This window comes from Tardisphaera saccharovorans, from assembly GCF_046635845.1.
In the GTDB taxonomy this organism is placed as follows: domain Archaea; phylum Thermoproteota; class Thermoprotei_A; order Marsarchaeales; family UBA168; genus UBA168.
On sequence record NZ_JAQQXN010000002.1, the window covers coordinates 54,665 to 72,575 of the forward strand.

The 17,911-nt window shown below is 50.9% G+C and carries 21 protein-coding genes, 3 tRNA genes and 1 pseudogene; 14 read left to right on the forward strand and 11 right to left on the reverse strand.

The genetic code is table 11. The features are described from left to right. Positions 1-42: 42 nt before the first annotated feature. Positions 43-801 (forward strand): hypothetical protein, encoded by a 759-nt coding sequence (locus tag PRZ02_RS03600; RefSeq protein ID WP_449464496.1) that lies wholly within the window; start codon positions 43-45, stop codon positions 799-801. 34 nt (positions 802-835) lie between these two features. Here PRZ02_RS03600 and PRZ02_RS03605 read toward each other — a convergent pair whose 3' ends face one another. Then, positions 836-1,405: an AAA family ATPase gene (locus tag PRZ02_RS03605; RefSeq protein ID WP_449464497.1), complete on the reverse strand. Its 570-nt coding sequence runs from the start codon at positions 1,403-1,405 to the stop codon at positions 836-838. 47 nt (positions 1,406-1,452) lie between these two features. Between PRZ02_RS03605 and thpR the strand changes: the two genes are divergently transcribed. Continuing rightward, entirely contained in the window at positions 1,453-1,992 is a 540-nt protein-coding gene (thpR, locus tag PRZ02_RS03610) for an RNA 2',3'-cyclic phosphodiesterase (protein WP_449464498.1), read from the forward strand. On the opposite strand, the gene PRZ02_RS03615 is transcribed toward thpR, so the two are convergent. Further along, a complete protein-coding gene (locus tag PRZ02_RS03615) occupies positions 1,974-2,795 on the reverse strand; it encodes a hypothetical protein (protein WP_449464499.1) in 822 nt (273 codons plus the stop codon). The genes thpR and PRZ02_RS03615 overlap by 19 nt on opposite strands. A 135-nt stretch (positions 2,796-2,930) precedes the next feature. Between PRZ02_RS03615 and PRZ02_RS03620 the strand changes: the two genes are divergently transcribed. After that, a complete protein-coding gene (locus tag PRZ02_RS03620) occupies positions 2,931-3,908 on the forward strand; it encodes a hypothetical protein (protein ID WP_449464500.1) in 978 nt (325 codons plus the stop codon). Here the strand turns inward: PRZ02_RS03620 and PRZ02_RS03625 are convergent. Beyond that, positions 3,905-4,771 (reverse strand): aldo/keto reductase, encoded by an 867-nt coding sequence (locus PRZ02_RS03625; protein ID WP_449464501.1) that lies wholly within the window; start codon positions 4,769-4,771, stop codon positions 3,905-3,907. The genes PRZ02_RS03620 and PRZ02_RS03625 overlap by 4 nt on opposite strands. A 195-nt stretch (positions 4,772-4,966) precedes the next feature. On the opposite strand from PRZ02_RS03625, the gene thsB reads away from it, so the two are divergent. Next, on the forward strand, positions 4,967-6,616 hold the full coding sequence (thsB, locus tag PRZ02_RS03630) for a thermosome subunit beta (RefSeq protein ID WP_449464502.1): 1,650 nt from the start codon (positions 4,967-4,969) through the stop codon (positions 6,614-6,616). Positions 6,617-6,627: 11 nt separating this feature from the next. Next, complete coding sequence (locus PRZ02_RS03635; RefSeq protein WP_449464503.1) at positions 6,628-7,194, forward strand: adenylate kinase family protein; 567 nt, start codon at positions 6,628-6,630, stop codon at positions 7,192-7,194. Here PRZ02_RS03635 and PRZ02_RS03640 read toward each other — a convergent pair. Next, positions 7,164-7,718 (reverse strand): Holliday junction resolvase-like protein, encoded by a 555-nt coding sequence (locus PRZ02_RS03640; protein ID WP_449464504.1) that lies wholly within the window; start codon positions 7,716-7,718, stop codon positions 7,164-7,166. The two genes, PRZ02_RS03635 and PRZ02_RS03640, sit on opposite strands and share 31 nt — an antisense overlap. 78 nt (positions 7,719-7,796) lie before the next feature. Here PRZ02_RS03640 and PRZ02_RS03645 point away from each other — a divergent pair, with 78 nt between their 5' ends. Continuing rightward, positions 7,797-9,050, forward strand: coding sequence for a glycosyltransferase family 4 protein (locus PRZ02_RS03645; RefSeq protein ID WP_449464505.1), 1,254 nt, complete (start codon positions 7,797-7,799; stop codon positions 9,048-9,050). Here the strand turns inward: PRZ02_RS03645 and PRZ02_RS03650 are convergent. Beyond that, complete coding sequence (locus PRZ02_RS03650) at positions 9,040-10,365, reverse strand: hypothetical protein (protein WP_449464506.1); 1,326 nt, start codon at positions 10,363-10,365, stop codon at positions 9,040-9,042. The genes PRZ02_RS03645 and PRZ02_RS03650 overlap by 11 nt on opposite strands. A gap of 36 nt (positions 10,366-10,401) precedes the next feature. On the opposite strand from PRZ02_RS03650, the gene PRZ02_RS03655 reads away from it, so the two are divergent. Beyond that, a tRNA-Trp gene (locus PRZ02_RS03655) sits at positions 10,402-10,543 on the forward strand. 2 nt (positions 10,544-10,545) lie between these two features. On the opposite strand, the gene PRZ02_RS03660 is transcribed toward PRZ02_RS03655, so the two are convergent. Both PRZ02_RS03660 and PRZ02_RS03665 read right to left on the reverse strand, forming a co-directional pair. After that, on the reverse strand, positions 10,546-10,809 hold the full coding sequence (locus tag PRZ02_RS03660; RefSeq protein ID WP_449464507.1) for a TIGR00304 family membrane protein: 264 nt from the start codon (positions 10,807-10,809) through the stop codon (positions 10,546-10,548). A 5-nt stretch (positions 10,810-10,814) separates the two neighbouring features. Next, a complete protein-coding gene (locus tag PRZ02_RS03665) occupies positions 10,815-11,069 on the reverse strand; it encodes a TIGR00304 family membrane protein (protein WP_449464508.1) in 255 nt (84 codons plus the stop codon). A 215-nt stretch (positions 11,070-11,284) separates the two neighbouring features. Here PRZ02_RS03665 and PRZ02_RS03670 point away from each other — a divergent pair, with 215 nt between their 5' ends. Both PRZ02_RS03670 and PRZ02_RS03675 read left to right on the forward strand, forming a co-directional pair. Beyond that, positions 11,285-12,517: a Cdc6/Cdc18 family protein gene (locus PRZ02_RS03670; RefSeq protein ID WP_449464509.1), complete on the forward strand. Its 1,233-nt coding sequence runs from the start codon at positions 11,285-11,287 to the stop codon at positions 12,515-12,517. Next, positions 12,514-13,098 carry an endonuclease dU gene (locus tag PRZ02_RS03675; protein ID WP_449464510.1) on the forward strand — a complete coding sequence of 195 codons (585 nt, stop codon included), beginning with the start codon at positions 12,514-12,516 and terminating at the stop codon, positions 13,096-13,098. The genes PRZ02_RS03670 and PRZ02_RS03675 overlap by 4 nt, the downstream gene beginning before the upstream one ends. Here PRZ02_RS03675 and PRZ02_RS03680 read toward each other — a convergent pair. Next, positions 13,011-13,466 (reverse strand): RNA-binding domain-containing protein, encoded by a 456-nt coding sequence (locus tag PRZ02_RS03680; RefSeq protein ID WP_449464511.1) that lies wholly within the window; start codon positions 13,464-13,466, stop codon positions 13,011-13,013. The two genes, PRZ02_RS03675 and PRZ02_RS03680, sit on opposite strands and share 88 nt — an antisense overlap. A 512-nt stretch (positions 13,467-13,978) precedes the next feature. Between PRZ02_RS03680 and PRZ02_RS03685 the strand changes: the two genes are divergently transcribed. Beyond that, positions 13,979-14,173, forward strand: coding sequence for a zinc finger domain-containing protein (locus tag PRZ02_RS03685; RefSeq protein ID WP_449463474.1), 195 nt, complete (start codon positions 13,979-13,981; stop codon positions 14,171-14,173). Between the two features lie 9 nt (positions 14,174-14,182). Continuing rightward, positions 14,183-14,455, forward strand: a complete 273-nt coding sequence (locus tag PRZ02_RS03690; protein WP_449464512.1) for an elongation factor 1-beta — start codon at positions 14,183-14,185, stop codon at positions 14,453-14,455. Here PRZ02_RS03690 and PRZ02_RS03695 read toward each other — a convergent pair. Then, positions 14,445-14,861 carry a hypothetical protein gene (locus tag PRZ02_RS03695; protein ID WP_449464513.1) on the reverse strand — a complete coding sequence of 139 codons (417 nt, stop codon included), beginning with the start codon at positions 14,859-14,861 and terminating at the stop codon, positions 14,445-14,447. The two genes, PRZ02_RS03690 and PRZ02_RS03695, sit on opposite strands and share 11 nt — an antisense overlap. A gap of 78 nt (positions 14,862-14,939) precedes the next feature. Between PRZ02_RS03695 and PRZ02_RS03700 the strand changes: the two genes are divergently transcribed. Beyond that, positions 14,940-15,626 carry a hypothetical protein gene (locus PRZ02_RS03700; protein WP_449464514.1) on the forward strand — a complete coding sequence of 229 codons (687 nt, stop codon included), beginning with the start codon at positions 14,940-14,942 and terminating at the stop codon, positions 15,624-15,626. 54 nt (positions 15,627-15,680) lie between these two features. Beyond that, positions 15,681-15,769, forward strand: a tRNA-Met gene (locus PRZ02_RS03705). 119 nt (positions 15,770-15,888) lie between these two features. Here PRZ02_RS03705 and PRZ02_RS03710 read toward each other — a convergent pair. Then, a pseudogene (locus PRZ02_RS03710) lies at positions 15,889-16,968 on the reverse strand (MFS transporter); the annotation flags it as partial. Positions 16,969-17,149: 181 nt separating this feature from the next. On the opposite strand from PRZ02_RS03710, the gene cobO reads away from it, so the two are divergent. Further along, a complete protein-coding gene (cobO, locus tag PRZ02_RS03715) occupies positions 17,150-17,734 on the forward strand; it encodes a cob(I)yrinic acid a,c-diamide adenosyltransferase (protein WP_449464515.1) in 585 nt (194 codons plus the stop codon). On the opposite strand, the gene PRZ02_RS03720 is transcribed toward cobO, so the two are convergent. Further along, positions 17,735-17,808: transfer RNA gene (locus PRZ02_RS03720), tRNA-Ala, on the reverse strand. Between the last annotated feature and the right edge of the window lie 103 nt (positions 17,809-17,911).

The window sequence follows — 17,911 nt, forward strand, 5'->3', positions numbered from 1 at the left end:
AGTTGGAAAGGGAACGGTTATATTTGATAGAAGTTTTAATTTATGGTAAAAGAGGTCCAGTTAAGCGACGAGACCTACTCCTATCTCGAGCAAGTAAGGCTCCAACTGGAGGCGAAGCAGGGCAGGAAGCTCTCCTTTGACGAAGTGATAAAGAGCCTCGGACAAGAAAAGGACAACGAGGCGGACTCGATGGAGATCATATGGGAAAGGCTGGGCGAGATCCAGGATACCCTTTCAGAGATAAAAGAGATGCTCTCAGCTCCAAAGGAGGAAGAAAAGGAGCGCGCTCCCCAGCCTAGGGTTGAGCGCGGAGAAGAAGATTTTGGAGAAATAGAGGAAGGTGAGGAAATAGAGGAACCAAAGGAAGCACAGGAACAGGAGGAAACTCCAAAACCACAACGCCCCAGGATATCTATACCCACGTCCCCAATAAGGGGTTCATCAAGGGGCAGTTACAGGCAGCAACCCCAGGGAGCCCAAGGTGCGGTAGGACCGTCGGACAGCTTCCTTAACTTCATCAAGAGCGTGGGCGCATACCCCCTATCGAGAATAAGGAAGCCCATATCGCAGATTAGAGACCTAGAAGAAAAGGGGGTTGTAAAGATAATAGGCGAGGACGAGGACAGGGTCTTGGTTTACAGACCTTATTACGATGCCATAATCGCAAGCCTTCCAAGGACGGAAAACGAGGTCGAGGAGCTAAGTCCTGCCCAGAAAAAGGTACTCGACGAAATGCATAAAGCAACGCTCGTCTACAAAGACCAAAACGGCGTCTGGCGGCTGACCACACCCTCGGCCTGAAAATCGCAAGCGGATGCGCTATCTGTCTTCGCCTCTAGGGATCCCCTTGGTCCCTCCACATCTTAAGCTTGGAAGTAGCTTTCTGCATGAAAGTCTCCATGTCTCCCTCGTTAACTAAAAACACGTCGGCCAAAGCTATTAGGTTCCCTAGCCCGATCGATAGCTCTGCCCAATCCCTGTTTCTCAGATCATTTTCCGTCTTCGGATCCCCTTCCCTTCCCCTACCATAAAGGCGAACAAACCGATCCTTGAAGGGAGCCAGCACCGCCAAGACCTTTACGGACTCAACCTGCGGCCATCCCTTCATGTGCTCCACTTCGGCCAAACTCCTTACGCCGTCTACAATGAGCTCTGGCGTTCCAAGATATCCCCTTTTCCTTATCAGCTCCAAGGTCAGTACCGCGATCGCCACATCTCCGTACTCGCGGCGAAGCCCAACAGTTAAGGAGTTGAAGTTCTCAGAAGTTGGCTCAAGATTTCTTCTCCTTAGCTCCTCCCTGACGGCATCTCCCATGGATATTACTGGCAAACCTTGGGCTTCAGCCAAGGAGGCCACGGTTGATTTTCCGGCCCCTGGCAGACCAGTCAAAGCGAGGACACGCAAGCTCAGTTCAAAGGTAACCAGCTTTTAAGTATCTCAGCGATAACTTCATGCGCGTTTTCGTGGCTGTGGATCTTCCAGACGGCGAGGCCAAGGCCAAGGTCTTAGCCCTTTTAAGCGAGCTTCACGCTAACCGCAACCTCAAGGTCGTGGCCCCCGAAAACCTTCACTTCACTTTGGCCTTCATAGGGGAGGTTTCCAATGATGTGGCCAAGAGGGCCTCTGAGGCCATATCGCGCATAAGCTACCAAACCTTCAACGCTTCTCTTTCTGGGATTGGGTATTTCCCGTCTAGAGAAAGGGCAAGGGTAGTATGGGTAGGTATAAAGGAAGAGCAAGGAGGAAGACAACTAGAGGAGCTTGCTGAATTGGTAAGGGGTGCTCTTTCAAGCGCAGAAGTGCCCTTTGACGAAAAGCCCTTCGTTCCTCACCTTACCCTTGCAAGAGCAAGAGAGGGAGCCGTGGGGCACATCGACGTGAAAGAGGAGGTATCGGGGCAGTTCCAAGTGGCCGCATTCTCCCTGAAGCGTAGCGTTCTGACTGGCCACGGGCCCATATACTCAGACCTTGTTCAGGTCAAGTTGCTCTGAGCCGTTGCCCGCTTTCCTTTCAAAGCAAAAAGAACAGCTACCCCAATAACCATGAGCATAACGCCGCCCGCTATGAACATCACCTTAAGCGCATAGGCAAAGGCGGAGGCGTTCTTGTAGAGGCCCATCATGTAGACCCCCAGAGACGGTCTGACCGCTATCAGAATGCCAAAGGAGAGAAGCGCCAGGCCTGGAAGAAAGAGCGATAAAAACGTGTCCAGAGGCGGTAACTCATCACTTGTCTTCAGCCCGAGGGGAGCCAAGTTTGGAAAGGCCTTCGCACCCACCTTAAGAAGAGGGGGCAAAGCCAAATACATAAAGGGAAGCATCGTTATCAGCCACCATGCCGTAAGGCCGAGCGAAACGGCCCATCCCCTGATGGTCTCCACCGAGAGACCATGTATGAAAAGCGAGTAGTAAGAAACTACGCCGAGGCCAGCTATTAGGTTACCGATAAAAAGTGAGATAAGCGTGGCCCATACGAATTTCCTCCAAGTAAACTTCCTCAACATGTACCCGTAAAGGTAGAAACCCACGAAATTACCAGGGACACCAGCCATGAGGCTGAGCAGGAGATTACCGTTGGTTAGCATGGCCGCTGTGTTTGTTCCCAGCGCCGCAGAAAGACCTCCAACGAGAGGTCCAAAGAAAATGGCAAAGAAGCCAGGTATTATGACCGCAGGCCTGAACTGGCCAACCCCAAAAGGCGACGCCGTGTACTCCGTTATCATGGCGCCCAGGGCGTAGAGCGCCGCGCCAATGGCTATGGCTATGACTTTGATCGATAAGGGTTGCTTGTCCATGAGATGCTTGTTACATACTATTTAAATCTACTCCATAAATATTCAGATAATGTATATCTTTTTCATTATATTCAAATAAGTACGTATCTCTTTGCCAAGCGGACGATTTTTAAGTCCCCGCCACGACATCCTATATTGGATCTGCCGCTCGAAGCCTTTTCGCACTTCCGCTCAAACGTAAGGGGGAACGGTGAGGTCGAGTTGGGCATGGAGGTCGGGTGCGATGGGGCTACGAAGAAAAAATATCATGTCATAACGCACGCTCATGCAGATCACCTTGGCGGGCTTTCCACCGGCCTTCATCAAGTGGCTACCCCGCAAACCATCGATATAATAAGCGTTGTAAGGGGTAGCCTGAGGCACCCGCTCCCGCTTGAATATGGGGTCCCACTTGAGCTTGAACGCGGAAAGCTCTTCCTATACCCCGCAAACCACATATTGGGTGCTGCGCAGGTAATGGTAGAAACGCCAGATGGTAGCTTCGCGTTTACCGGTGATTTCAAGCTGAAGGGCACGCCTGTGTTACACCCAGATGAACTGGTCATAGAGGCCACGTACGGCAATCCAAATAATGTTCGGGATTACGTGAACGCGGATCTGATCCTCAGGGACCTCGTTGAGCAAGGTCTTGCGCAGGGCTCGGTGGACATTTACGCGTCGCAGGGAAAACTGCAGGAAATACTTTCCATACTTTCATACCTTCCTCGCTGGGTCAAAGTCATAATGGACAGTAAGAGCTACGAGATAGCAAAGATATACGAAAAATACGGCGTACGCTTTCCAAAATATTATAAGATAACCAGCCGCGAAGCCCTGACGGAGATAAGGGAAAAAAACCCGTACGTCGCCCTTTGGCCGCTCTCGACCGAAAGAAACCCAAAGAACATGTCCCTCATAGTTACGGGCTGGGCTGGAAAAGCGCTGAAGCAGATCGGCAAGATGACCTTCATGGTTGGCCTAAGCGACCACGCTGACTTTAACGAGCTGGTATACTACGTGGATGAGAGCAGGGCCCGTTGGATCATAACCGATGCTCACAGAAGTCAATTTGCAAGAACCCTTGCAAAGGAGCTGGAAAAAAAGCTTCACGTAAACGCGGTCGCCCGCCCTTAAGCAGGCTCGGGAAAGATGGGAGTTAGACCGTCTGCTATCTTGCGCAGGTCCTCGAGTTCATCGGGGGCGATTATGTTGAACCTCTCGGCAGCGTCGATTATCTTCGGGACCAATCTGTGATCAGAAGCCGTCGCATAAGTAGTAACGCCGACTTGCGAGAGCGTGAACTTGAAAGCCTTATCGATGGTATCCTGATCGTCAAAGGGCTCGTACCAGGGGTTGTAGGCGTGGTTTTCCGACGCCCACCTTGTCTTAGCGATCGACTTTATGGCTATGACGCCCAAATCCTTCTCGAGCGCCAGGTTTAACACTTTCCTGAAATCGCTGCTATCACTCATGTGGAAATATATGACGAAGTTTACGGGAAGCAACACGGTTTCAAAGGGATAGCGCCTAAGGGCTTCAGCCAGCACGTTCATGTTGGCATGGCCCGTTATCCCTATATGCTTTATGAGCCCTTTTTCCTTGGCCTCCTCAAACGCCTCAATGGCACCCCCTTCTCCCAATGCTGTGTTTAGGTCTTCCATGGTGTTTACGGCGTGAAGCTGGTAAAGATCAAAGTACTCAGCTCCTGTCCGCCTAAGCGATGCATTAAGCTCCTCCCACGCTCCTTCTTTTTTTCTCTGGGTAGTTTTGTCAGCTATAAAAAGGCTGCTTCTGTACTCCTTTATCCAAGGAGCTATGTGAACCTCGGCATCTTCGTAGCTCGGCGCCACGTCAAAGTAGTTGATCCCGTGATCGATTACCACTTTCATGGTATCATCGATTTCCTTCTTCGATAACTTCTTCCAGCCAACCGCAAGAGAGCCGAGAGCCACTATGGTGGCCATATATCCAATTTTTCCTAAACGCCTTTTTTGCATAAGATCCAATCGCAACCCAAAATTTAAGTGTTTAATTCCCAATTAGCCCGCCGACGCTAGCGCTGATCTGTTGCCGTTTAGATGCCGTGAGAACGCAAAGCCCTTTGTCTAACCCAGAAAACATTACCGCAAAAGGCAAAGACACATTCATGAAATACTTATAAGGAAACGACGTATGTTTCTTGGTGGTGATTAGTGAGTATAATACCAGCTAACCTGGGAGGCGTGCCAGTGCTCCTCCTCAAGGAGGGTTCCCAGCGCACTACGGGCAAGGAAGCCCTTCAAAATAACTTATCAGCAGCAATTGCGGTAGCTGAGGCGGTAAAACCGACCTTAGGACCCAAAGGTCGGGATAAGATGCTAGTAGATTCTCTCGGTGACATAACCGTAACAAACGACGGAGCTACCATATTAAAGGAAATGGATGTGCAGAACCCGGCGGCTAAACTCATGGTACAAGCGTCAAGAAGCATCGATGATGAGGTAGGGGATGGCACCACTTCTGTGGTTGTGCTAGCAGGCGCTCTCCTGAGCCAGGCCTCTAACTTGGTTGAAAAGGACATACATCCAACGCTCATATCTTCCGGTTTCCAGCGCGCCGCCGAACTTGCAGAAACCGTAATAGATAGAATAGCAATTCCCGTCAAGGACGACGACCTAGTCCTAAAGGTCGCTCTCACTTCCATAGGAAACAAGGTCGAGGGAGAGGCCAGGCAGAAGCTGGGCAAAATAGCGGTTGACGCCATAAAGCAAATAAAGGAGGAAAGAGATGGAAACATAATCGTCGATCAAGACCTGATTCAGATAACAAAGAAGCAGGGCCAAGGCCTCCTAGACACAGAGCTGGTCTATGGCGTAGTACTTGACAAGGAGGTAGTCCACCCAGCGATGCCCAAGGTCGTCAAAGGCGCAAAAATAGCCATAATCGATGCCTCGCTTGAGGTCGAAAAGACCCAGATAGATGCGGAGATAAGGATAGCTGATCCAAGTCAAATGAAGGCGTTCTTAGATGAAGAGGAACACATGCTCAAGGAGATGGTCGACAAGATAGTTGCGTCAGGAGCTAACGTGGTTGTATGCCAGAAGGGCATCGACGACGTGGCACAGCACTTCTTGGCTAAGGCCGGCATACTTGCCGTCAGAAGGGCCAAGAGAAGCGATATGGAGAAGCTCGCAAAGGCCACTGGAGGAAGCATAGTTACCAGCCTAGAGGACCTCTCGCCTAAAGACCTCGGTGTAGCAGAGCTCGTCGAGGAGAGGAAGATTGGCGATGACAAGATGGTGTTCGTCGAGGGGTGCGCGAACCCCAAGGCGGTGAGCATTCTGATAAGGGGTGGCCTTGAGAGGTCGGTTGACGAGGCAGAAAGGGTGCTAAAAGACGCCCTCGCCGTCGTAGCTGACGTCTACAGAGCTAAGTACGTCGTAGCAGGTGGCGGCGCTGCCGAAGCCGAAATAGCTAAGTCCCTCAGGGCCGAGGCCATAAAGATAGGAGGAAGGGAGCAACTGGTCATCGAGGCCTTTGCGGATGCGGTGGAGTCAATTCCGAGGACTTTGGCAGAAAACGCGGGATTAGACCCAATTGATGTGCTCACAGAGCTCAGGGCTGCGCACGAAAAGCCCGACGGAATATACATGGGCGTGTCCATGGACAGCACCCATCCAGTGGACATGTTCAAGCTCGGCGTCATTGAGCCGGCCATAATGAAAAAACAGATAATACACGGGGCCGCTGAGGCCGCCAGCATAATAGTTAGGATAGATGACGTGATAATGAGCGCTAGGAGCAAGACTCCGTCAACGCCAAGCAAGCCCAGCGGCGGCAGCAGCGAAAGCGAGAGTTCCTGAGCGCGCAAACATTGGTTTTTTTCCTGTGCGGAGTTCCCGGAACGGGAAAGACGACGACAGCCAAACTTCTTAAGGGTCGTTATAATGTAGTGGAGCTTGGAGACCTAATAAAGCGGGAGGGACTCTACACCAGCTTCGATGAACAGACAGGCTCATTCGTTATCGATGAGGAAAAGGTCAAGAAAAGGGTGGCAAACCTCTCCGGAGATGGGACCGTCATCGAGTGGATTGACCTCTCTTTTGTAGATACTGAACCAGATGCCGCGGTCGTCCTCAGGACAAACCCACTCCTCCTGAAAAAACGCCTTGAAGAAAGGGGTTATCCCGCGAAAAAGGTAAGGGAAAACGTCATGGCTGAACTTCTGGGGGTGGTTCACTCCAACATGGTGGAGAGGTGGAGAGAAAAGACGTTTGACGTTGACACCTCGACCTTGCAACCATCCGATAGCATCCAACTTGTGATCTCAGCCTTTGAAGGGCACGCCAAACGCAAAGCCGTAGACTGGCTTTCTGAGCTTAGGCCAGACGAACTCGATGAACTGATAGGTCAGATAGATTTCTCGTCAGCTAGCCTGTAAGTCAGGAATCCTACCCTTTTTTCTTCAATTGCTCTTTTGACCTCTCTTTCCCTCTCGCTCAAATTCGAGACCGAGCCGCTTTTTACCTCTAGAAACAGCACTTCAGCAAGGGAACCCTTTGAAAGGCCCCTGAAAACGACGTAGTCCACCGGCGACCCAAGGAACCTAAAATCCTCCAAGTCTGCCTCGAGAATGTTCTGAAGAGCTATGGGAACTAACTGCTCAGCCACCTTGCCAAGTTTCACCGACGAAGAGCGCTGCGCCGCGTCATCCCTTATCCTCTTTTCCTCGTCAGTTTTCCACTTCTGAAGCGTGAGCTCGGCCTCACGCATGGCCTCTTCCCTGAGCTTCAAGTAGTCAGCCCTAAGCTCCGCTGACTTCCACAGCTCGTACTGCTTTCTCGCTTCCTCTAACGTCCTCTCCCTTAGACGGGATAGCTCGTGCTCGTCCCTGGCATACGCTATGAGAAGCAATAATAAAGCCGTGCCAAACGCGACGACGATCAAAAAGGAAAAGAATTCCATGAGAGGTTATTGATCTTGACGTAAAAGTGTTCGCTGACGATATCCAATGGTTTATAAGCGGATGACCTTGTTTAAGTCATGAAAATAGGTTTCTTCGTATGGGAATATCCTCCGTCCCTCGTGGGCGGCCTAGGGACTTACGCCGAATACATCACAAGAGAATACGTCAAGATGGGGCACGACGTCAGCGTCTTCACGATGAACAGAGACAACTCACCGGAGTACGAGGTCATGAAAGGAGTTGAGGTTTTCAGGCCTAAGATAGTTGATGCCAGCAAGATCTTTCCGCTGATAGTGTCCGAGGACCTGAAGCGCTGGGGAACCGCCATAAAGACGTTTGCTGATGTCTTCACGTATAACATAGCGTCCGCCAACCTGATGAAGCACGAGCTCATAGAGGCAAAAAGCTACAAGTACGACCTAGTAGCCGGGCATGACTGGCTTGGGGCCCCTGCGGGTGTCATCATCAAAAACAACGCGTCCCTTCCCTTCGTGTTTCACGTCCACTCAACGGAGTGGGGCCGTAGCGGAGGGGGAGGCTCGCAGGTCGTAACCCAGCTTGAGGAAATAGCGCGCGATGAATCGGACCGCATAATCACCGTGAGTAACGCCATGAGAGACGACCTGGCCCAGCACGGATGGCCCGAGTCTAAGATAAGCGTGGTTTGGAACGGGGTTGATCCTGACCTCTACGATCCAGACAAGTACCCCACCCAAGAGGCCAAGACCATCAGGCAGAAGTACGGCATAAAGGATACGGATATAATGATACTTTTCGTGGGAAGGCTCACGTGGGTAAAGGGCGTGAGGAACCTCATACAGGCAATGCCAGCCGTTCTTAAGGACCACCCCAATGCTAAGCTCGTGGTCCTTGGAAGGGGAGAGGAGCAGAAGGACCTAACGGAGCTGGCCGCAAGGCTCGGTGTCGGAAATAACGTCATATACAGGTTCGACTTCGTTGAAGAAAGGGAAAGGATACTGCACTATGCGGCTGCTGACCTTTGCGTTTTTCCATCCGTTTACGAGCCCTTTGGCATAGTTTCTCTGGAGGCCATGTCGATGAAGAAGCCGGTCATAGTTGGGGCGAGAGGCGTCGTAGGGTTCAGGGAGCAGGTAATACCTAGTGGACCAGACAGATGCGGTTACCACATAAACGGCAATGATCCAAACGACATAGCGTGGGCCATAAACGATGCGCTGAGCAAGCCAGATGAGATGAAGTTCATGGGCGAAAACGGAAGAAAGCGGGTTCTGCAATACTTCACTTGGAACGCGGTTGCCAAGCAGACCCTCGCCATATACCAGGAAGTGGCAAAGCGACTTACGCGATGAACTCGAGATCCTTGAGCAACTTTATGGCAGAGGCCCTCATTTCCTGGAGCCTGTCTTGACTCATGAACTCCGCGTAAAGCCTTATTTTTTCCTCAGTTCCCGATTTCCTGAAAAGCAACCATCCATCATCAAAGAGCAACTTGACGCCATCGTAGTCCTCGATCTTCTCTGGGCCGAACGCTGATGATGAAGCGGACTTAAGTTTCTCGGGATCCCACCTCTTGTAAATGAAGTCCTCCCTTGTGTTTGGATAATCGGGAATCTCGCTGAGAAGGCCAGAAATCTCCACTCCCGTTTCCATCACGTCTTGGGCTAGCTGAATAGCGACCCTTATGCCGTCTGCCCACGGTCCCCAATCCGGATCCATGATCTTCCAGGGCTCTCCAAAAAGTATGACGCCGTCACGGCTCATCGCTATCTCGTGAGACCCTCCGAGCCTTGTCCTCATAACGCTCACGTTGTACCTCTTGGCGACCTCGTCAACTGCCATTCCAACGTCAACAGTGGTGGCCATGATCCCCCCTTTTCTGGCCTCAGCCTTCTTTTTCAGGAAGTAGGCAAGTATGCGTGTTTGAGAGAGAAAGTTTCCCCTGCCGTCAAACACGGCCACCCTGTCAGCATCGCAGTCATGCGCTGCTCCGAGAGCAATTCCCATCTGTCTCGATATGGCAAGCGTCGAAGCCAAGTTAGTCGGGTTGGGCTCGGGAAGGCGGCCGGGAAAGCGCCCGCTCTGATCGCAATTAACGCATATGACGTCTCCTCCGGCCTCCGCTATGATCGGGGGAGTTGCCACGGAGGCTGTTCCGTTACCAACATCAACAAGCACTTTCTGTGGTTTGTGATGAACAACATGAGACCTGAGCTCCGCTAAGTACTCCTGCAACGCTGGAGACGGCAGCGGCGCCTCAAGAGGGCCGACGCTGGTTCTTACCTTGACATTTTCGCTTACCTTCTGTTCCTCCTCCCTCGTTAGCTCCCAGCCGCCCTTGAATATCTTAATTCCGTTGTAGTTTGGCGGGTTATGGCTAGCAGTTATGACCACACCCAACCTATGCTCCTGTCTTCTGCTGGCGAAAGCAAGGGCTGGCAAGGGCGCAACGCCCATATCGTATACCACAAAGCCGGCGACCGACAGTGCCCTCGATAAAAGCGATGATATGATCCATGAGGTCGTGCGATTGTCACGCGCGAGTATTATCCCCGAAATATCGCCAAAACTAACGGCTAAGGAATTGGCAAGACCGCTTATTAAGTCGTTGGTCAGCTTTCCGGGGAAAGTAAAGCGAAGGCCAGACGTCCCGAAAAGATTTGGCATAAACCCTTATTTGCTAGCGCGTAAAGGAATAGCGGTGGGGCTATGGCTCAGCCAGGTAGAGCGACGGGCCCCAGGGCTTACCAAAGCCTTTGACCCGCAAGGGGATGAATTGGCCCTGGAGCGGAGCGACCCGTTGGTCGCCGGTTCAAAACCTTTGGTGAAAGTCCGGCTAGCCCCACTTCAACTCCATTGGACGCTTCTTCTACTCCAGGCAAACAAGATAAAGAGAATTGCCATCATGAAAAGCGCTAGGGAAAGGGCGACCACCAACATCTGCAGGCCATATGGGCCAAAACCAAAGGACAAGGGAAGGGGGCCAATGAGCACAACAACGCCGCCACTAAGCGGGCTTGCAGGTATGAACTGAAGAAGCGATGTAATTACCAGGAAAAGGCCAACCATAATAAGAAAAATCCCAAAGACCTTGAGCGCAGTTCTTTCCATCAGAATCACCTCACGAATACGTAAAGCAGGAGCATCGCGATGAATACAGCCAAGGCCAGCAACAGCAGCTCCTTGGCCACCCGGACGTTCTTACCTATCACTATTGGAATCGGCCCTATGAGGATGACCGCTCCTCCGTCCCACTTGCTCTCACGAGAGCTTGGCTGATCGGCTTTTGTCTCCTTCCCTAAACGTGCCACCAACAACAGCACGATCCCCAAGGCCAGTAAGGCAATTCCTGCGATCAGTCCATATGTCATATTTTAGATCGAGCGGGAGTATTAACGCTTAATTCTTCTGGTCATTCAACGTGCCCTTGTTTAACGCTCACGTGATCACACCGTAGAAATTATGGGACGAACACCAACTGGATGAGGGTATACTTTTCAGGTCGCGATGCCTAATTAGGTAGCATAATTTTTAGTGTTAAGGTTAAAAGCCCGGCTTAGAAGCATAGATCGGGTTAAGCCCGGCGATGCCTCAAATGGACTTGAGCGACATATTCAATAAGGCAACCAAGTCAAGGATATTTGTTGATCGCTCATATTTGAGGCCGGACTACATACCTAGGGAACTACCCCACAGGGAAGAGATGATAAATGGCATGGGTATGATATTGGCCGCAGCCCTAAGCGGCGCGCGCCCTTCGAACATATTTGCCTTCGGCATGACGGGTACTGGAAAGACGGCCGTCGCTAAGTACGTCACAAGCGCGCTCATAGAGCACGCGAGTAAGATCAAGACCCCTACTCCCATCGCTGTTAAGCTGATCAACACGAGGGAAAACGACACTAGCTACAGGGTGCTGGCCGAGATGGCCGCAGGCATAAACCTGAAAGTACCCTTTACTGGGCTATCCGTGGCCGAGCTGAGAGCCAGGGTGATAAATGCTTTAAAAAACAAGAGTATAATATACATAGTTATATTGGACGAGATAGATTCTATGATAAAGAAGATAGGAGATTCTTTCCTCTACCAGATAACTAGGATGAACGAGGAAATAGGACCATCACAGATGTCTCTTATAGGCATAACGAACGACATACAACTAAGCGACAACTTGGACCCGAGGATAAAGAGCTCCCTCGATGATGAACAGATATTCTTCCCTCAATACAAGGCCGAGGAGCTTCAAGATATCCTATCTCAAAGGGCAACCATGGCCTTTCTTCCAGATGTACTAGACAAGGACGTAATTCCGTACTGCGCGGCCATAGGGGCCAGAGAGCACGGTGACGCAAGGAGGTCGCTAGACCTTCTTAGAAGAGCGGGGGAAATAGCCGAAAGGAAGGGAAAGGATCGCGTGACCAAGGAAGACGTTGAAGAGGCCAGGGAGTCGCTTGATAACGATAGGATAATCGACGCCATAAAATCCCTTACCTTCGACTCAAAGGTGCTCCTCTTGGTTCTTGCCATGAGCAAGCTGAAAGGAAAAGAAAAGCTCACCAGCGGCGAGCTATACGCGGGTTATGACGGCATAATGGACGAGATAAAGGGTCAGTCACTTACCGAGCGCAGGCTGACGGAGCTCGTCAACTTCCTGGAAATGTCCAACCTCATATCAGCAAACCTGATCAGCGAGGGCAGAGGGGGAAGAACAAAGCACATACAACTTAAGACGGAACCAAAAAGGGTCCTTCAATCACTGGCCGACGATCCCCAGCTAGGCGACATAGTTAACATGGTAAGGGGGAGCTACCTCGCTTGAGGGAGCTTCGGCTGAGCCTGGCCTTGGGCGATGGATATTTTAACCCCAACAAGAAAGGTAGAAAAGGTACAAGGGCATTGCTGGTAATCGCCCAGTTCTCCGCCTTCGAGATCGTGGGGCTAACACCGGTTTTCATGACCGTTGACGGGAGCGATGGAACGCAGATGATCATCGAGTCAATAGGTCGGGCCGGTAAGGGTAACTTCCTTATGATGGATGGAGTAGTTCACGCCGGGTTTAACTACGTAGATCCGAGGGAGGTCTTTGCCCAGACCGGCATGCCCGTGATAGTTTTTCAAAGAAGGTTGCCTGATATGCTGGCCGTCTATTCTGCCCTCGAGAGGCACTTCGATGATTGGGAGGGCAGGTGGAAAAGGCTAAGCGAGCTATCAAATTTTGAAAAAGGAGACCCTGGAGAGTTCTTCTTCGCGGCCTACGGGATGCCATCGGAAAAAACAAGGGAAATAATAGCGCGCTCGCTCATAGTTTCTGACTATCCCGAGCAGCTTAGGCAGGCGCGTGCCATAGCTAAGGCCTTGGGCAAGTTCGCGGAGGCTCGCTTAGAGGGACCGGTTAGATAGGATAACAGTTCGTTCAGCTCAGAGGCATCTCCCCTTACGGTGACCTTTATGGGGCCGAGAGGCGATTCGCCTTCCTCTGTCACGAAGCTCGCCCTTTGAGCGTAAGCAGCCTGCTTGTGAAGCTCGAACTCGAGCTCGCCTTCCCTCAACCTCCCCTGAAGTATCGATCTGGCGGCAGCCCTTATCAGCTGTCTCTCGAGGGCCTCCTTTAGCGGTCTCAGGGCCCGCCTGTCATCGGATCTGAAGCTTATGCCCTCCTGCGTGCGCTCTTGAGTCACGCGTTTCAGATCAATTAGGGCTGAAACGGCCCGCATCACTCTTTCCTCGGACTCGGAGGGATAAATGGGTACTTCCACAATAAGTTCCATACCTCTTATCATCTACACCCTTTAAAGCTGTGAGGTGCACGCTTCCCCCGAAATTATCTGCCAGTAAGGTCTGGCGGCGCACCGCACCTGCAATGGCTCATCATCTATTGCTCAGCCCGCCCGTCTTAGCGGTACGCTTTCGCCCATGCGTAATGCCCTACTATCCTTAATAAGGATTAGAAACTAGTCTTTCAAAAAGTTCAGCCACAGACCTTTTAACGGAGCGAACTACCTAATGGACGGGCTTCGCTCGAGGTCACGACTGCAAGGGCTATTGACATTTGCCCGTCCTTAACGGGCAAAGCCCATGGAGCAATAGGCCCGCGCTCTCTCCGATCGCAAATCTATTTTTAAGGGAACTATCCATTACCTTCAAGGGGCTTTTGCCCTCTTGACTATCACCGAGACAAAAGGTGAGCGAAAACGCGCACCCAAGCCAAAACTAGCCCAAGAAGAGCTCCCGCGCGGCAACGCAGAAGAAGGCTTATAACAACCTGATCAATTAAATTGAATTGAGCGAAATTAGACCCACGATAACGGTCGAGTTCCCAATATGCAACTCGTGCAGAAAGCCCATAACGCCGAAGGAAAGAGGGGTGTCATTCCTGTGCCCTAACTGCGGTTCTTACACCATCTGGCGCTGCAAGACGTGCAGGAAGCAGGGCACCAAGTACGTGTGCCCCAATTGCGGATTTACAGGCCCTTAGGTGATTTATTTGGCTGGAAACGTTTTGGCCGTCATAAGGGTTTATCCAGAGGGAGATGAATCTGACCTAGAGGAAATAAAGCAGCAAGCAAGCAAGGTATTACCTCCTGGGCATAGGATAGGAAAAATTGATGAGGAAGAGATGGCCTTCGGCCTCAAATGCCTTGTCCTTTATGTGATAATGCCCGAACAAACGGAGGGAGGGACTGAGTCAGTAGAGAAGGCGCTGGCCGGCATTAAGGGAGTCAGCAGGGTAGAGACTGACATGGTTACTAGGTATTAGACGTTAACCATTTATCGTAGGACTCGGCTATCTTCCTTAAGGCTAGGGAAAAGTCCCTGGCAAGATAATACCTGTTTTCTGATTCATCTTTTCTTATAATACCATAAGGTATCAAGAACTCGTAAAGCACCTTATAGGCCATGGGCTTCCTAGAGGGGCCAAGCCCCTGTAATATGATCTTTGACATCTCAGATGCAGTGATCCAGTAAGGATTTACCCTCTTCTCTTCTACCGCCTTATACCTAAGCGAGTTAACTATGAAAGAGGCAACCTCCCTGTAAGCCGGCACTCCTGAGAAGAGCATCGATATGATGTCATCGAAACTTTGGCTCTTCTTTAGGTTGCGGTTATCGAAGTAAAAGTAGCCCCTATTTCTTACCCTGGTATCCTTGCTTCTTCTTGGCATCACGATATTATCGATTTGGCTTAAAAAACGTTCGTAGGCAAGCGGGAATAAATTCATATGCGATCTTGATTGCTACCTATGGAAGTTTACGCCGAGGTTGACCCCTTGAGCAATGAGGGGAAGCTTTCAGAGGAGCTGCGGTCACTTAAGGCCTTTGACGGGCTTGACGTACCTCACTCACCTCTTGGACTTCCATCAGTTTTGCCTTTGGCCATATCGGCGAGGTTGCGGTACAGGGAGAACTACGAGGGAAGGCTGATAATAAACCAAAGACTAGCTGACGTCAACGAGCTTTACATTAGGTCCCTAATGTTAACCTCAGACGTTCTTAAACTCGACGTTGCCTTCACGGTGGGGGATGTGCCAAAGTTCGGACAGCCCGTGTCTCAGCTTGACTCCGAATCAGCTATCAGGATCGCGAGAGAACAAGGAACTAAAGCAAAGGTCGGACTTTTCCTGAGCTTTAGATACCCACGCGAGATGATAAGGGAAAGGATGAGGCGTGGGGCGGACTTCTTCTTAGCCATGAGGGTGCGCGGCGCTGCCGACCTAGAAGGGCTTGACACATCGCTGTTAATACCTTATGTTATAATTAGCACCGATAAAAACAAGGACATTATAAGGCGCATAGACCAACCGACGGTAACCTTGAATAAACTCAAGGACCACCTAGCAGAGTTTGAGAGCTCTGGAATAAAGTCGGTGCTCCTATCATGTCCTGGCGATTGGCGGTCTCTGAATGAAGCATTTAGATTGATTAGATGAGGCCAAGCTGTGAGGCCTCGCCACAAAGATTAAAAGGGTTGGGTTTTGAATCATGCCGGGGTCACCTAGCCTGGCTTCATGGTGCCAGACTCATAAGGTCTCTAAGAAATCTGGTTACCCGGGTTCGAATCCCGGCCCCGGCATTACTGGATCGATTCCCTAACCTATGCTTGCGACCATGTATTGTTAGCTGCGGAGCTCGCCTCATGCGGGCACTTGCCTCAGGGACCTGTCCAAAGAAGTATTGATAAAGCGCCGAGTTCCCATAAGTAAGGGCAGAAGCCAACGCAAAAGGCAGATAAAGCGGGAAACCGTTCAAAAGGGCTCCGCCAAGCGAAGTAGAGAGAGCTGAAGCAAGTAACCTCGCGGCCTGATTTATACCAGAAGACCTTCCTCTTGCACCCTCACTTATTAGCGTCATCTGAAGCGCGCTTTGCGCGGGAATCGATAAAGCCCTCATGGGGGTTGCAATCAGGTAAAGCAGGCCCGCCATGAGTCCGTTAGGAGACAATGGAAGCGCTAAGACCATGGTTGCTGATATGGCCCTTGTGACTATGATCAGCTTCAAAAAGCCCAGCCTACCCGCAAACCAGCTGGAGAAGAGATCCACTACCCCCGTTGCAAGCCCTCCAATAGTCATGAGATACCCAACTTGGGCGACCGTGAAGTGGAAGAAAACCTCAAATATGAGCGGATAAAATGGCGTTATCAGACCTTGGGACATTCCATTGATCAAGCCGGTTAAGCCAAACGCCTTTATGAACTTCTTATCTCTGTCACTCAGCGACGATATCCCGCTGCCGCGTTGAGGCCTTGAATATATTTCTTCAAGAGGGATAATCAAAAGAACGGATATCAACGTGATCGCGATACCCAGCAAAAATAGGGGCTCATAACTAAAAAAAGACACCATTAGGGCACCCGCGGCCCCTGTAAACGTAGAAAGCGCGGTGTTGATTGAAAATATGAAGGTTCTATTGCGTTCGTTAGTATTCTCTGCAAGAAGGGTGGTCACCACGGGGCCTACCGACGCCCCTACTCCACCTCCAACGAGTCCTCCTGCAACTCCAAATCCTCCCAGCGCGCTGGCAATGGCAATCGCGGTGAGGCTGTGATTTACGACAATTATAGCAAGCCCAATTGGCAAGGTTAAAAGGTCAAAGATCAGCACCGGCTTCCTACCGTACTTATCTCCTAGGAATCCCACAAGCAACGAAATAACGGGCGTTGCAAAGGCCCCAATGGCCAATATGACACCCACGTGAAACACGCTCATCTTCAGAACATTATACAGGTATAGGCTGAAGTCAATAGCAAGAAAACCAGCCGCAAAGCTCCTCATCGCTCTCGAAGCTAGCAAATAAGCTATGTTGTGACGCTGAGAGGCCAGGAAGGATCGAAGTTTACCAGATATCCGTAATTAAGTTTTTTCAGAGAACAACCAAATCATTCACGTAAAAACCGAAATTGCAGAAACCGCAAATACCGGAGAAACTCCCTTAAAGCCCAAATCCTCAAAACATATGGCACTTCAAGTAGGGCTGGTTGAAGTTTACACGGGAAATGGTAAGGGAAAAACCACTGCAGCTTTGGGTTTAGCGCTAAGGGCAATTGGACGCGGAAACCGCGTTCTTTTTGTTCAATTCATGAAAAAAGGGGACTTTGGCGAGCACTTGGCTGCCAAAGCGCTACAGCCTCAGCTGCTTTTCATGCAATTCGGAAAGCCAACGTTTTTGGCGAAGAGGAGCGAATTAACAGAAGAAAGAAAAAGCGCGCTAGGAAATCCAGAGGTATTCGAAGAAACTCCCCCAGAGGATTACGTCCAACTTACAAGAGAGGGATTTGAAAGGGCACGCGAAGAGGTCATTTCTGGCCGCTGGGACCTCGTGGTACTCGATGAGATCAACGTGGCAATCCACATGGGCCTCCTCGATAAGCGGGAGGTCCTTAAGCTAATAAGGGAAAAGCCAAAAGGGGTTGAGCTTGTGCTTACAGGTCGCTACGCAGATCCCGAAGTGATCGCGGCCGCTGACCTTGTAACCGAAATGGTCGAAGTCAAGCACCCCTTTCAGCGGGGAATAAAGGGAAGAAAAGGAATCGAGTTTTGATGGACTGGACGGGATTTGAACCCGTGACCCCCCGCACGCCAAGCGGGTGCTCTTCCAATCTGAGCTACCAGCCCCTATCCTACTTAGCTTAGCGCCTTAAAAGTCTGACCTCTCTTATGGCACAAAGGGGAATCCCGCGTTCAAACCATCGACCTATCCCACCGATAAGGGTAAAAA